The sequence below is a fragment of the Plantibacter sp. CFBP 8798 genome (assembly GCF_014841195.1).
GTDB classification, from domain to species: Bacteria; Actinomycetota; Actinomycetes; order Actinomycetales; family Microbacteriaceae; genus Plantibacter; species Plantibacter auratus.
This window is the reverse complement of record NZ_JACYTS010000001.1, coordinates 611029-624928: the sequence shown is the minus strand read 5'-3', so window position 1 is coordinate 624928 and position 13900 is coordinate 611029. Positions and strand designations below refer to the sequence as shown.

Below are 13900 nucleotides of genomic sequence, written 5' to 3'. Positions count from 1 at the left end.
GAAATGCCCTTCGACAAGCTCAGGGACCGGAGAGGGGCCGGGCCCGCCTCAGCTGAGCCGGGCCGTGCGGAGCGTCGCGGTCGCGCTGTGCGCCGCCATCCCCTCCGAATCGGAGATGACCTGCACCGCGTCGGCGAGCTCGGGTGTCGCCGCCTCGGCGATCCGCTGGTAGGTGAGCGGCTTCAGGAACCGCGACACCGAGAGCCCGGCACTGTGCTTGGCGCCGCCGGCTGTCGGGAGCACGTGGTTCGTGCCGGCCATGCCTTTGTCCGAGTACGCCACGGTGCTCCACGCACCGAGGAAGATCGACCCGTAGTTGAGCAACCGCTCGTGGTACCAGGCGTCGTCCGCCGTGATGACCTCGAGGTGCTCCGGGGCGAGGTCGTCCATGAGCGCCGCGGCGGTCTCGCGGTCGTCGGCCACGGTCACCGAGCCGTAGTCGCGCCAGGCGGGCCCGCAGATCGACTCGGTCGAGAGCGTCGGGAGCTGGCGTTCGACCTCGGCGATGACCGCGCGGCCGAGCTCCTCCGACGTCGTCACGAGGGCGGCCGGCGAGTTCGGACCGTGCTCGGCCTGCCCGAGCAGGTCGGCGGCCACCAGGATCGGGTCCGCGGTCTCATCCGCGAGGACGGCCACCTCGGACGGACCGGCGAGGAGGTCGATCGCGACCGTGCCGAACAGCTGCCGCTTGGCCTCGGCGACGAAGGCGTTGCCCGCACCGACGAGCATGTCGATCGGCAGCTCGCCGAGCAGACCGTAGGCCATCGCGGCGAGCGCCTGCACACCGCCGAGGACGAAGACGCGGTCGACGCCGGACACGTGCGCGGCGTAGACGACGGCGTCGTTCGCGCCGCCGTCGGGCTGCGGCGGGGTGCAGGCGATGACCGTCGGCACGCCAGCCTGCTTGGCGACGCCGACCGTCATGAACGCGCTCGCAGTGAGCGGGAACCGGCCGGCCGGGAGGTAGGCGCCCACGCGGGAGACGGGGACGTACTTCACGCCGGTGACGAGTCCGGGGACGAGCTCGGTCTCGAAGTCCTGCAGGTGGGAGCGCTGTTCCTTGGCGAAGGCCCGGGTGCGCTCGCCACCGAGGTCGATGGCGGCGCGGAGGTCCGCGGGGAGGCGGTCACCGCTGGTCGCGATCTGCTCGGGCGTCAGCTCGACGTCGCCGCCTTCGTACCGGTCGAGCCATCGCGCGGCGTCGAGCACGGCGTCCATGCCGCGCCGCTCGATGTCGAGGAGCATCGCGGAGACGGTCTCGATGACGGCCGGGTCGCGCTGGGCCGGTGGGGCGTCGACGAGCGGGGTCTTGAGGTGACGGAAGGAGCCGTCGAGGGACTGGAGCACAGGAGGACTGAAACGCATGGTGCGAGCGTACGAACGCGGCGCGGGGGCGACAACGGGGGACGTACCGGCGCGAGCCATCGGGTCATCCGATACGCCGGTTCACGGGGCGACGCTCAGCGCCTCGGGGTGGTCGCGATCACCTGGTCGGGCTCCGCCGCCGCGAGCAGCGTGTGCTCGGCGAGTTCGGCGATCCGCGCGGTGGCCGGCGACAGGTAAGCGCCCTCGCGCTGGACGAGCGCGATCGTGTCGTAGAGCGGCTCGGCGAAGGGGGTGAGCGTGAGCTGCTCCGGGAACCCGCCGGTGCGGGCGACCGTGCCGGAGACGATCGTGTCCGCGGCCCCGGTCGCCGCGAGGCTCAGGGCGGTCTCCACGTGCTCGACCTCGACGGCCGGTTCGATCGACCGTCCCTGCAGGCGAGCGCGCTCCAGCAGTTGGAGCCGCGTGGGGTCCCGCCATCCGGCGTAGGCGTCGTAGAGCACGAGCTTCGCGTCGGCGAACTCGTCGATCCCGACCGGGCCCGCGGCCGGATCCCTGGTGGTGGAGGCGTAGAAGACCTCGTCGCGGAAGAGGTGCCGGATGGCGAGGCCGGCCACGGGTACCGGGAGGACGACGAGCCCAGCCTCGATCTCGCCGCTCGCCACGGAGTCCGCGACGAGGGCCGAGTTCAACCCCACGAGTCGCACGCGCACGTTGGGGTACCGCTGGTCGAAGCGCTGCACGAGGTCGGACAGCTCGTAGTAGGCGGCGTTGCGCAGGACGCCGAAGGTGCACACGCCGCCGTCGAGGGAGGTGATCGCCGAGAGCGCGTCGAGTCCGCCGTCGATCGCGGCGACCGCGCGTCTGGCGTGCTCGCGCAGCTCCTCGGCGGCCGCCGTCGGGACGAGCCGACGCGCACCGCGCGCGAACAGCTGCAGGCCGATCTCGCGCTCGAGGCGACTGACGAGCTCGGACACGGACGCCTGGCTGCTGTCGAGCTCGGCGGCCGCGGCGGTGAAGGAACCGCTCTCGTAGGCGGCGAGGAAAGCGCGGAGTTGCGCGAGGGTCATGCGGTCAGCCTAGCGAGGAGCGCTCTCCCGTCACGGCGCCGTACAGCTCAGGCCGCCGGTCGGCGAGCACGTCGTTGCGTGGTCCGATTCTGGTCGCGCCCCGGTCGATCCGGACGGTCGCGTCCACCCGTCCCTGCGCGTCCTTCCCACCGACGGGCCACCCGTCGGCCGGGATGATCGTGGTGCCCTCGGTCCAGGGGTTGCCGGCCTCGGTGCCGGAGCGGTCGCAGCACACGATCGGGATCGCGGACGCTCGTGCCGCCGCCATCGCCTGGACGACCTCGGGTGCCCGCTCGCCCTCCGGGCGCTCGACCAGGGGCCAGTTCGTCGGGACGACGAGGAGGTCCGCGCCCCTGAGCGCCAGGCCCCGCGGCACCTCGGGGAACTCGAGGTCGTAGCAGACGAGGACGCCGAGCCGGCCGAGCGGCGTCTCGACCACCGGCTGGGTCTCGCGACCCGCCACGAAGACGGACTGCTCCTCGTCCCACAGGTGCACCTTCCGGTAGACCCCGAGCACACCCGAGGCGCCGAGCACCAGGGCGCTGTTGCGGATCTCCTCGCCGTCGAGCTCGCAGAACCCGACGACCACCACGGCGTCCTCGGGGAGCAGCAACGCCCACTCGGTGAACACCGACGCGTCGCTCGGGAGCGCGACGGCGCGAGCCGCCTCCGGGCTGCCCAGGTAGTAGCCGCTCGTCGCGAGTTCGGGCAGCACGAGGAGCTGCACCCCGTCTCTGACAGCGTCCCGGACGGCCGCCTCGATCGTGCGCAGGTTACCGTCGAGATCGCCCAAGACGGGGGCGAGTTCCTGGGCGCGGACCCGGATGCTGTGCGCGTCGTGGTCGGCGTGGTCGGTGAACCCCGAGGGGTCGGTGCTGGTCATCCAGCGATCATACGAAGCCCTCGCGGACGGGACCATCGTGTTCCCCGATGGCAGGGATCGGGGCATGGCCGATTGTGCCGGTCCGTGGGCTGCGGATACCGTCGTCGGCACGAGCGAGTCCCCGACCCGAGGCAGACCCCCGGCTGCCCGTCGCACTCCTCGACCGCCCGAGCCCTGGAGGCCAGCCATGGCGACACCCGCCGCCCCCACTCCCCCGTCCGGTTCCGCCGCCGGAGCGGGTGACGCCCAGCCGTCCCTCGTCGAATCCCGCTCCATCGACTGGGTCCCGCTCAATGAGCGTCACGGTCGCCCGCGCTCGCTGTTCTCGCTCTGGTTCATGTCGAACGCGCAGGTCACGACCCTGGCGACCGGCATGCTCGGTGCGGCGCTCGGCGCGAACCTCGCGACGTCCCTCCTCGCGATCGTCCTCGGCGTCGCCGTCGGCACCGTGTTCACGGCCTTCCACTCCGCACAGGGGCCGCAGCTGGGACTCCCGCAGATGATCCAGTCGCGTGCGCAGTTCGGCTACCGCGGCGTCGTCCTCATCTGCGCGATCGTCGTCTTCAGCCTCGTCGGCTTCAACATGTTCAACCAGATGCTCGGCGCGGACGTCCTCACCATGACGACCGGAGTCGACGCCGGTGCGGGCTGGTATGTGCTCATCAGCGGCGTCGCCGTCCTCCTCGCGATCTTCGGGTACTCCTGGATCCACCGGACGCAGTCGTGGCTCACCGCGCTGTTCCTCATCACCTTCGGGCTGTTCACGGTCGTCGTCCCCTTTGTCGTGCCGCTGCCGGCCGACGCGCTGTCGCTCGCGAACTTCAGCTGGGTCGCGTTCCTCGTTCAGTTCGGTGGTGCCGCAGCGTACGCGCTCGGTTGGGCACCCTACGTCTCCGACTACTCGCGCTACCTCCCGCCGCAGACGAACCCCGGGCGGGCGCTCTTCTACACCTACGGCGGAGTGTTCGTCGGCGCGGTCTGGCTGATGGGGCTCGGTGCGTTCGTCGCCAGCGCGTTCCAGGGCGCCGATCCGCTCGAAGGCGTCCGAGACGCCGCCGACGCCATCCTGCCGGGCTCCGGCACCTGGCTGCTCGTGGCCGCGCTGCCCGGGCTGATCAGCGTCATCACCGTCAACATCTACGCGGCGTCGATCGAGACGATCACGATCATCGACTCCATCCGACCGGTCCGGCCGACGCGCACCCTGCGGGTCGTCACCTGTCTCGCGATCGCCACGGCCGCCGTCATCGGCTCGTTGCTCAGCACCGGCGAGTTCCTCGCGAACTTCAGCAGCTTCCTCGTCGTCCTGCTCTACGTCCTCGTGCCGTGGACCTCGATCAACCTCGTCGACTACTACCTCGTCCGGAAGGGCCACTACGTGGTCCGAGACATCTTCACCCCGAACGGCGTCTACGGCGCCTGGGGCTGGCGTGGCCTCCTCGCCTACGCGATCGGCATCGTCGCGATGATCCCGTTCGTCGTGACGGTGTGGTTCACCGGTCCGATCGCGCAGCTGCTCGGCGGGGCGGACCTGGCCCTGTTCATCGGTCTCGCCGCCTCCGCGATCGCCTATGTGCTTCTCTCCCGGTCGCTCGACCTCGGGCGCGAGCGTGCGGCGGCCGAGCGCGACGTCACCGAGACGGGTCACCAGGCGGTCGCCTTCACGACCCGGCGTCGCTGAGCTCCCGGCGTCGCCGAGCGACGGCTGGCGTCCGGGCACGCGGCGCCACGGGATTACACTCGACGACGTGACGGAACCGGACGGCGTGGGCGAACCCGACACCCGCATCCCGGATCCCGCGCCACGGCACACGCCACTGTGGACCGTCCTCTCCGCCTGGCTCCTGCGGGTCGAGCGATGGTTGCAGTCGCGTGGCGGCTCCCGCCTCCGCGGCGGGCTGTGGCAGCTCTGGGGGCTCGTCGCCATCGGCGGGATCCTCCTCCTCGTCGGCCCGGTCATCAATCCGCCCCTCACACTCGATGACCTCACCGACGAGGCATCCGACGTCACCGACACCTGGATCGTTCGCTCCTTCGCCGCCGATTACCGCGTGACGACGGATGACGACGGTCGCCTCGTCACCGACGTCGAGGAGCGCATCGACGCGTTCTTCCCGAAGGACCTCGACGACCGCACCATCGAGCGGGTGCTCGCGACCGAGTATCAGGGGCACGCTCTCGACCCGTCAGCGATCACGGTGACGTTGGACGGCGTGAAACAGGACGTGACCCGGGAGCGGGCAGCGGTCTTCCTCCGGCTCGTCGTCGACCCCGGCGAGCAGCTCACGGGCGACCACGAACTCGTCATCCGCTACCAGCTCTCCGATCTCGCCTACGTCGACACCGACCCAGCTACCGGGCAGCCCGTCGACCTCCTCCGATGGGACGTGTTCGGCCCCGACCTGCAGCAGGCCGTGGCGAAACTCGATGTGCGGGTGACCATCCCACAGGAGCTCGACGACCGTCTCGTCCGGCAACCGCGCGGCACGATGGCCTGGACGCTCGTGAACGGCGGGGTCTGGCTCACTCCCGAGGCTGACGCGCCACCCGGCGAGGTAACCTACGCGTTTGTCATCGACCAGGCCCTCCCGCCGCACGCTCAAGTGCGGTTCACCATGCCGTTCGAGGCCGGCTCGATCACGATGCCGCCGCAGTCCTGGATCTTCTGGGTGCAGACCTTCGGACCCGTCCTGCCGATGCTCGTCCTCGCTGCGACGCTCCTGCTGTCGTTCGCGGCCCGTGCGGTCGCGTGGGGTGACGCGCGTGGACGTCCGTGGTACCTCGCCCAGTCGGAACCGCCGGAGGGCATCTCGCCGCGCATCGCCGCGCACCTCCTCCGGTCGCCCGCGACGATGGAGCTCGCCGAAAAACTCAAGGACGCCGCGGTGAGCGGCACGAAGCAGCAGGCCAAACGACAGGCGCGCCTCATCGCGGCGGCCGGTGCCGCCAAGCGGGCCGGCCGCTTGGGCGACCGACCCCGTGCCCTGCGTCGGTACCTCACCGGGCCGGAACGCGCCGGGCAGGTCCAGGCGGGTCTCCGCCGGGTGCCGAAGGGCTTCGTGCGTGACTGGTTCATCGCCGCACCGATCGCGCTGACCCTCCTCCAGTGGGGCATCGTCCGGCAGCTCTCCCATCAGACGGTGCTCGCGGTGGTGTGGTGGCCGCTCGCCTTCGTCGCCCTCTCCACCGTCTTCGCCGCCATCGTGCTCGCGATCGCCCTGACCGCCCGGCCGCTGACCCGCAGGGGTGCGCTCGTGAAGCAGCACCTCCTCGGGATTCGTGTCTACGCCGAGCGGACGCAGCTGCTCGATCGTGCGACCCTGCGCGACCGCCTCCTGCCCTACGCCGTGCTCGGCGCTCCGCCTCGGGTGACGGGCAGACGGGTCGCCGCGCTGATCGCCCCGGAGATCACGATGCCGGCGGCCGCGGCCGATCGCGCCTCGCGCGCCGACGGGTCGAGAGCGGGCTTCCTGACCGGACCGCGCATCGCCGTCCGGGTGCTCGCCGTGCTGCTCGTCGTCGGCGCGATCGTCGCCGTGAACGTCCTCCCGGCGCCATCGCTGGAGTCCGAGACACCCCGTTCCTACACGGGCGACATCCCCGGATCGACCCTCACGACGATCGCGACAGCCGACCTCGACGCGGAGCTCACGCGGACCGACGGCGACGGTGCGCGACTACGCGTCACCGAACGGCTCGGTGTGGACTTCTCCGACGAGGGCTCGGTGCCCGCACAGGTGGTGCGCGAATGGCCCGCCGTCGTCGACGGCCAGGACCTCGGCCTCACGGTCGACCGGGTGACGGTCGACGGCGATGATGCGCCCTTCACGACGGAACGGGCGGAGGGCCGGCTGCTGCTCCGCACGACCTTCGCCGACGTGCGCACCGGCCTGCACGACGTCGTGATCCAGACGACCGCCACGAGGCCGGCCGTCTCCGCGACCGTCGATGGACGGGACGTCGACCGGGTCAGCTGGGTCGGGTTCCTCGACGGCTGGACGAGCGGCGTCGCCTGGGACGAGGACGTCGCGCAGGGGCCGTTCCGGCTCAGCTTCACCGCCGACGACGAGCTCCTCGACGACGCCGTCGAGGCTGGGTGGACCCCCACCGAGGCCGGGACTTGGCGACCGGCGGCGTCCGAGGGTGGTTCCGGCCGCGAGACGGCGACCATCGAGCTCACGCCTGACGACGACGGCGGATGGCCGCTCGACGTCCGTGGCGACGACCTCGGCGTGGTCCTCGACCTCCCGGCCGGGACGGTCGCCGGTACCGACGCCGATGCCGCGGCCTGGGCCCGGACGGCGGCGCTGGCACCGGGGTTCCTCACGGTGGTCCTCGCCGGGCTTGCCATCCTCGGTTCCGTGATCGGCGCCCTCGGGTCGGCCCCGCGCCGGGCCCCGAAGCCGGGTCTGCTCCGCGACGCGGTGCGCTGGCTGACCCCGTCGGCCCTCGCCGCCGCGGTGATCCTGGGCATCTGGACCCTGAACGGCGTCGCGGGCGACGACCCGTTCGGCGACCTCGTCCTCGGAGGGCTGATCGCCGGCGTCGTGGCGGTCATCGCCTGGTACGGCGTCGTCATGTTGGCCAGACCCCGCGCCTGACCGCCGGCCGCCGTCAGGACAGCTTCTCGAGCTGCTCCTGGTACTCCGCACGGACCTTGTCGTTCGTCGACTTCTTCCACGAGGCGATGCCCGACTTCACGGCGTCGAAACCGGTCCGGCCGAGGATGTACTCGTTCATCGTCGACGACAGGGCGTTCGTCGCCGACGACGTCTTGCCCGCGGTCTCCGAGTACAGCCCGGTGATCGGGCTCTTCTGGAGCATCGGGGAGGCCTGCTCCTGCCAGGCGTGCGAGCGACGCAGCCGTTCCTCCATCGGCACCGCGCTCGCGAGGATCTGCGGTGCAGCGGCGAGTCGGTTCAACGAGGTGGGGCCGATCTGTGCCGAACCCGCCTCGGTCAGGACGACGCGACCGTCCGCTTCACGCGTGTGGTGCTCGCCGGCCCGGCCGTACTGGAGGAAGAACCCCTCGGTGCTGCCGTAGGGCGCCGCGAGGTGGTTGAGCAGCGTCAGCAGTTCCTTCACCCGAGCGTCGTCCGCCTGCTTGATGGCGGTGAACGAGAACATCGACGAGCCCTGGTAGACGATGCCGGCGCCGCCGTCCGCCGCGAACGGCAGGATCGCGTCGTAGACCACGCCCTCGGGGGCACTGGGGTCGATGATCGCCGAGATGCCGTCCTGGTGCATGAGCACCGTGCCGTTGGCCATGTAGGTCTTCGCCTGGGAGCCGGAGATGCTCGGGGTGTCCGGGTGGTAGTACCCGGCGTCCTTCAACTCCTTGATGTACGACAGCGTCTCGAGCCAGCGGTCCGACTCCCACTTGTGGACGAGCTTCGAGCCCTGCAGCTCCCAACCGTTCGGCACCCCGAACATCGCGCCCATGAAGTCGTACCCCCAGTCGACGCTGTCGCCGTTGCTCTGCCCGCTGATCGCGTACCGGTTGCGCTTGGCGTCGGTGACCGCCTTGCAGAGCTCGGTGAACTCGTCCTTCGTCTTCGGAGCGGGTTCCGCTCCCGTGAGGTCCTTGATGACGTCCGGTCGGGAGATGAGCATGTTGCCGAACGGCGGGCGGTTCACCGGGACGCCGTAGATCCGGCCGTTGATCCGGCAGCCCTCCCAGGACGGGGTGGGCAGGTTCGCGAGGTTGGGGTATGCCTTCACCTTGTCGCCCGAGAGGTGGTCGGACAGGTCCGCGAACTGGGCCTTCAGCAGCTGCGGGTAGGACGGCGGCAGCTGGAACGCGAGGAACTCGACGAGGTCCGGCACACTGCCGCCGGCCATGACCGTCGCGAACTTGGGCGCGAACGAGTCGGCCGGGACCACCTGCAGGTCGAGCTTGCACCCCAGTTCCTGCTCGGCCGCCTGGAGGTAGCTGTTCGACGCGGGTGCCGGCGGGCTGTACGAGATGACGAAGCCGGACACCGTGCCGCTCACGGCGGCCTTCCCGGACACCGAGGTGAAGAGCTCGGCCTCCTTCGGTGCCGAGAGGTAGACGGGCTGGACCGTGGCCGAGCCGGCGAGGTCCGGGGTCGGTCCCTTCGTGATCGGCACGTAGGTGGGCAGCGGGACGAGGGCTCCGGAACCCGCGGCACCGGACGTCGCGCCGCCTGGCGTGCAGCCGGCGAGCGCGGAACCGAGGCCGAGGACGGCGAGGCCGACGCCGGCCGCGGTGAGGAAGGTGCGGCGTGACAGGCCGGGGGTGGTGTCGTTCATCGTGGTCTCCTTCGAGGTGGGGCTGGCGCCAGGGGCGCGGGTGAGGTCCCGGCGACGGTGCCGGGTGGAGGTGTGCGGACCGGTCAGCCCTTGACGGCGCCGGTCAGCACACCCTTCGTGAGGTGGCGTTGCACGAGTGGGTAGGCGATGAGGATCGGGACGATGGCGATGAGCACGACGGCCATCTGCAGGGACTCGGCCGGTGGCAGCACCGAGGCGTCCGAAGCTCCACCGACGAGCGAGGACCCTTGCAGCACGTAGGTGCGCAGGACGAGCTGGAGCGTCCACTTGGAGGTGTCGTTGATGTACAGCAGCGCGTTGAAGAACGCGTTCCAGTACCCGACCGCGTAGAAGAGGGCGACGACGGCGATCACCGCGCGGGACAGCGGCAGGACGATCATGCCGAGGATGCGGAACTCCCCGGCGCCGTCGATCTTCGCGCTGTCGATGAGCTCCTGCGGGATGCCCATCATGAAGCCGCGGACGACCACCATGTTGAACACGCTGAACGCACCGGGCAGGATGAGCGCCCAGACGTTGTCGAGCAGACCGAGCTGCTTCACCATCAGGTACAGCGGGATGAGCCCCGGGGTGAAGAGGAACGTGGCGAGCACGATCATCAGTACGGGGCGCTGGAAGAACGAACGCCGGCTGAGGGCCCACGCTGCCGACACGGTGCAGACGAGGCTGATGAGCGTGCCGACGACGGTCACGAACAGCGTCACCAGGATCGCGCGGGTGACCACGCCCCCGGCGAGGATCTGCTGGTACGCGTCGAGCGTGAAGGACTTTGGCCACACGACGTAGCCACCGGCGGCCGTGACGTCCTCGGCGGTCGACACACTCGTGGAGACCACGATGAGGAACGGGAACAGGATGACGGCGAGGATCATGACGATCGCGAGCGCCTTGAGCGCGAGGACGACGGGCTTCGGTTTCCCCGCCCAGACCGGTCGGACGATGGTGCTCATGATTTGGAATACACTCCCTGCTCGCCGAGCATGTGCGCCGCCTTGTTGGCGACGAGGATGAGGACGAGACCGACGAGACCCTTGATGAGGCCGGCGGCGATGCCGGTACTCCAGTTCCCGTCGATGACGCCGTGGTAGTAGACGTAGGTGTCGAGCACTTCGGCGGCTCCGGGGCCGACGGCGTTGCGTTGCAGGATGATCTGCTCGAAGCCGACGGACAGCGCCTCGCCGAGCCGCAGGATGAGCAGCAGCACGATGATGGGCCGGATCCCGGGCAGGGTGATGTGCCAGAACCGGCTCCAGGCGCCCGCTCCGTCGATGGCGGCGGCCTCGTAGAGCGAGTCGTCGATGGCCGCGAGCGCCGCGAGGAAGATGATGGTGCCCCAGCCCGCGTCCTTCCAGATCACCTGCGAGGACAGCAGGAGCTTGAAGGTGGCCGGGTCGGACATGACGGAGACGGTCCCGAGGTCGAGCTGCCGCAGCCAGGTGTTGAGCACCCCTCCCGATCCGAGGCTCTGCTGGAAGAAGCCGACGACGATGACCCAGGACAGGAAGTGCGGCAGGTAGAGCACCGACTGCACGATGGAGCGGAGCCAGGGCCAGGTCAGCGAGTGGATGAAGATGGCCAGCGCGATGGGGACCGGGAAGAAGAGGACCAGCTGGATGAACGTGATCTGGAGGGTGTTGGAGACCGCGTTCCAGAACGCCGGATCGCCGAAGAGCGCCGAGAAGTTGGCGAAGCCCACCCACGGGCTGTCCGGGATCGGGATGTACGGCTGGTAGTCCATGAACGCGATGACGTTCCCGAGCAGCGGGATGTAGACGAACAGCAGCAGCAGTACGACCGCCGGCGTCACCATGATGAGCAGTGGCGAGTCGCGACGGAACTGCATCCCGAACGGCACCTTGCGCTTCGTCGGCCGGCCGCCGGACCCTGCGGGTGCGATCGGTGGTCGGATGGTCTCCGGCCGATCGGTCGTCGTCGCGCTCACAGCAGCTCCCTTGCTCGCAACGGAGGCCCCGTCGGGTGCTTCCGCGTCGTTCTCTCGAACGTTGGCAATCTTTCGCGGGGCCGTTGAGTAAAGTCAAGATCATCTAATCATCCGAACAGATATCGAACATCGGAGTCGATCATGGAGCTCTCGCAACGTCACGACCGCATCCTCGCCGAACTGCGGATCCACGGCAGTCTCTCCGCGGCCGACTTCGCCGAGCGCATGGGCATCTCCGCGATGACCGTCCGGCGGGACCTGCGCGAGCTCGGGGAGCAGGGCCGTCTCCGTCGGGTGCACGGCGGGGCTGTCTCGATCGACACGCAGCCGACCACGGGCATCCCGCACCGGCCGGGCGCCCGCCCCACGCCGGCCCCCGGTGCCGCCGACACCCTGTTCACCTTCGGGTTCGTCGTGCCCGATCCGAGCTACTACTTCCCGACGATCGTGGCCGGTGCCGTGGAGCGGGCGCAGTCGCTCGGCGGTCGGATCGTCCTCGGTGTCTCGCGCTACGACCCCGCCCGCGAGCGCGACCAGATCGAGCGACTGCTGGCCGGCGGAGTGGACGGCCTCCTCGTGACCACCTCGGTCCTCGACGCCTTCGCGACGCTCGAGCTCCTCGAGCGCGCACCGGTCCCCGTCGTCCTCGTGGAGCGCTCGGTCGCGGAGTCCCCGGTGGGCGACGGACTCGAGTTCGTGCGCACCGACCATGCCGCCGGCGCCGCCATCGCGCTCCGACACCTCGCCGCCCTCGGTCACGAGCGGGTCGGGATGGCGGCCTTCGACACCCCGACGACGCCGTCGTTGCGGCTCGGCTACGAGCGCGCCCGGCGCCAGCTCGGCCTGCGCGAGGACGCCAGCACGGCGATCATCGACGACCGGCACGGCGTCGGCGAGCAGACGAGGCGGTACCTCGAGGCGTGCGTGGCGTCCGGCACGACCGCGGTGTTCATGCACTCGGACCACTACGCCGTCGAGTTCGCGGACGCGGCGCTCGACTTCGGGCTCTCGATCCCCGACGACCTGTCGATCGTGGCGTACGACGACGAGGTGGCCGGGCTCGCCCGGGTGCCGCTCACCGCGGTCGCGCCGCCCAAACGCGACATCGGCCGGTTCGCGGCGACGATGTGCTTCGAGCGCATCTCGGCCGCGGCCCAGCAGGGCTTCTCCGCCCGCCACATGAGCCTGCGGCCGAGTCTGAGCCTCCGCGAGTCGACCGCGCCACCGCGATAGCCCGGTGGTGTTCGATTCCTGTTCGTTTGAACGGGCGTGCTTGACACGATCGGGCGGCTCCGATTGGGATTGAGCCTGCTGCCGAGACGACCAGGAGGCGACGATGCCGCAGAGCGAGAGCGCCCGGACGGGTACGATCGGCTTCCTCATGCCGGACGGCACCTTCGACCGGGTGTTCTCCGAGCCGGACCTCACCCGCCTGCGGTCGGAGCCGTACGCCAGGCTGCCGTCGGACCGCCCGCTCCGGCTCGAGCGCGCGGAGGACCGCGCCCGGCTGGCCGCGGTCGAGGTGCTCGTGACGGGCTGGGGCTCCCCCGTGCTCGACGAGACGCTCCTGCGATCCCTGCCGTCACTGCGGGCCGTGGCGCACTCGGCCGGCAGCGTGCGCGGCATCGTCACCGACGCCCTTCTCGAACGCCGGATCGCCCTCACCTCCAGTGCGACGGCCAACGCGGTCCCGGTCGCCGAGTTCACGATGGCGATGGTGATCCTCGCCGCGAAGCGCACGTTCTGGGCCGCCGAGACGCTGCGGGCCTCTCGAGCCCCCGTCGATGCGGAGCGGGCGTGGCCGACGGTCGGCAGCCACGGGATCACGGTGGGCGTCGTCGGCGCCTCCCGGATCGGCCGACTCGTCGTCGAGCGCCTCGCCTCCCTGGACGTGCGGGTCGTCGTCGCCGATCCGACCCTCGACCACGAGGAACAGGCGGCCCTCGGGGTACCCTGCGTCACGCTCGACGAGCTGGCCGCGCACAGCGACATCGTCACGCTCCACGCCCCGGCACTCCCCTCCACCAGGCACCTCGTCGACCGGTCCCTCCTGCAGCTGATGCGGCCCGGGACCACGGTCATCAACACCGCCCGAGGCGACCTCATCGACCACGACGCGCTCGCCGACCGACTCGACCGCGGCGACCTGGTCGCGATCCTCGACGTCACCTCGCCGGAGATCCTGCCGCCCTCCTCCCGACTGTGGTCGACCCCCAACACGGTCATCACGCCGCACATCGCCGGGTCGGCCGGGAACGAGCTCGCGCGTCTCGCAGCCAACACGGTCGACGAGGCCCTGCACTTCGTCCGGTTCGGCACCTTCCATCGACCGATCACCCTCGCCGCCCTCGCGCTGCAGGCGTGAACCGACCGCCGAACACCAGAGGC

10 protein-coding genes are annotated in these 13900 nt (G+C 70.5%); 4 read left to right on the top strand and 6 right to left on the bottom strand.

Translation table 11 applies throughout. From position 1 onward, the window contains the following. Positions 1-48: 48 nt before the first annotated feature. From hisD to IFU30_RS02945, 3 genes are all read right to left on the bottom strand, one after another. Positions 49-1365, bottom strand: a complete 1317-nt coding sequence (gene hisD / locus IFU30_RS02955; RefSeq protein ID WP_192004253.1) for a histidinol dehydrogenase — start codon at positions 1363-1365, stop codon at positions 49-51. A gap of 95 nt (positions 1366-1460) precedes the next feature. Next, the gene (locus IFU30_RS02950; RefSeq protein WP_192004252.1) at positions 1461-2393 is read right to left on the bottom strand and encodes a LysR family transcriptional regulator; all 933 of its coding nucleotides are present in this window, start codon (positions 2391-2393) and stop codon (positions 1461-1463) included. A 4-nt stretch (positions 2394-2397) separates the two neighbouring features. Further along, complete coding sequence (locus IFU30_RS02945) at positions 2398-3276, bottom strand: nitrilase-related carbon-nitrogen hydrolase (protein ID WP_192004251.1); 879 nt, start codon at positions 3274-3276, stop codon at positions 2398-2400. 187 nt (positions 3277-3463) lie between these two features. On the opposite strand from IFU30_RS02945, the gene IFU30_RS02940 reads away from it, so the two are divergent. After that, positions 3464-4957 carry a purine-cytosine permease family protein gene (locus tag IFU30_RS02940; protein WP_192004250.1) on the top strand — a complete coding sequence of 498 codons (1494 nt, stop codon included), beginning with the start codon at positions 3464-3466 and terminating at the stop codon, positions 4955-4957. Positions 4958-5024: 67 nt separating this feature from the next. Beyond that, a complete protein-coding gene (locus IFU30_RS02935) occupies positions 5025-7877 on the top strand; it encodes a hypothetical protein (protein ID WP_192004249.1) in 2853 nt (950 codons plus the stop codon). Positions 7878-7890: 13 nt separating this feature from the next. On the opposite strand, the gene IFU30_RS02930 is transcribed toward IFU30_RS02935, so the two are convergent. From IFU30_RS02930 to IFU30_RS02920, 3 genes are all read right to left on the bottom strand, one after another. Next, the gene (locus tag IFU30_RS02930) at positions 7891-9549 is read right to left on the bottom strand and encodes an extracellular solute-binding protein (protein WP_192004248.1); all 1659 of its coding nucleotides are present in this window, start codon (positions 9547-9549) and stop codon (positions 7891-7893) included. An 83-nt stretch (positions 9550-9632) separates the two neighbouring features. After that, positions 9633-10520: a carbohydrate ABC transporter permease gene (locus IFU30_RS02925; protein ID WP_192004247.1), complete on the bottom strand. Its 888-nt coding sequence runs from the start codon at positions 10518-10520 to the stop codon at positions 9633-9635. After that, positions 10517-11512, bottom strand: coding sequence for an ABC transporter permease (locus IFU30_RS02920; RefSeq protein ID WP_338000138.1), 996 nt, complete (start codon positions 11510-11512; stop codon positions 10517-10519). The genes IFU30_RS02925 and IFU30_RS02920 overlap by 4 nt, the downstream gene beginning before the upstream one ends. Before the next feature lie 141 nt (positions 11513-11653). Between IFU30_RS02920 and IFU30_RS02915 the strand changes: the two genes are divergently transcribed. Next, a complete protein-coding gene (locus tag IFU30_RS02915; protein WP_124768321.1) occupies positions 11654-12745 on the top strand; it encodes a substrate-binding domain-containing protein in 1092 nt (363 codons plus the stop codon). Positions 12746-12848: 103 nt separating this feature from the next. Beyond that, a complete protein-coding gene (locus tag IFU30_RS02910) occupies positions 12849-13877 on the top strand; it encodes a hydroxyacid dehydrogenase (RefSeq protein WP_079704678.1) in 1029 nt (342 codons plus the stop codon). The last annotated feature ends 23 nt before the right edge of the window (positions 13878-13900 follow it).

Bases quoted from the DNA above. Each gene is read 5' to 3' on its own strand.
- IFU30_RS02925 (WP_192004247.1), bottom strand. From the start codon at position 10,520: ATGAGCACCATCGTCCGACCGGTCTGGGCGGGGAAACCGAAGCCCGTC.
- IFU30_RS02915 (WP_124768321.1), top strand. From the start codon at position 11,654: ATGGAGCTCTCGCAACGTCACGACCGCATCCTCGCCGAACTGCGGATC.
- IFU30_RS02910 (WP_079704678.1), top strand. From the start codon at position 12,849: ATGCCGCAGAGCGAGAGCGCCCGGACGGGTACGATCGGCTTCCTCATG.
- IFU30_RS02950 (WP_192004252.1), bottom strand. From the start codon at position 2,393: ATGACCCTCGCGCAACTCCGCGCTTTCCTCGCCGCCTACGAGAGCGGT.
- IFU30_RS02930 (WP_192004248.1), bottom strand. From the start codon at position 9,549: ATGAACGACACCACCCCCGGCCTGTCACGCCGCACCTTCCTCACCGCG.
- IFU30_RS02945 (WP_192004251.1), bottom strand. From the start codon at position 3,276: ATGACCAGCACCGACCCCTCGGGGTTCACCGACCACGCCGACCACGAC.
- IFU30_RS02940 (WP_192004250.1), top strand. From the start codon at position 3,464: ATGGCGACACCCGCCGCCCCCACTCCCCCGTCCGGTTCCGCCGCCGGA.
- hisD (WP_192004253.1), bottom strand. From the start codon at position 1,365: ATGCGTTTCAGTCCTCCTGTGCTCCAGTCCCTCGACGGCTCCTTCCGT.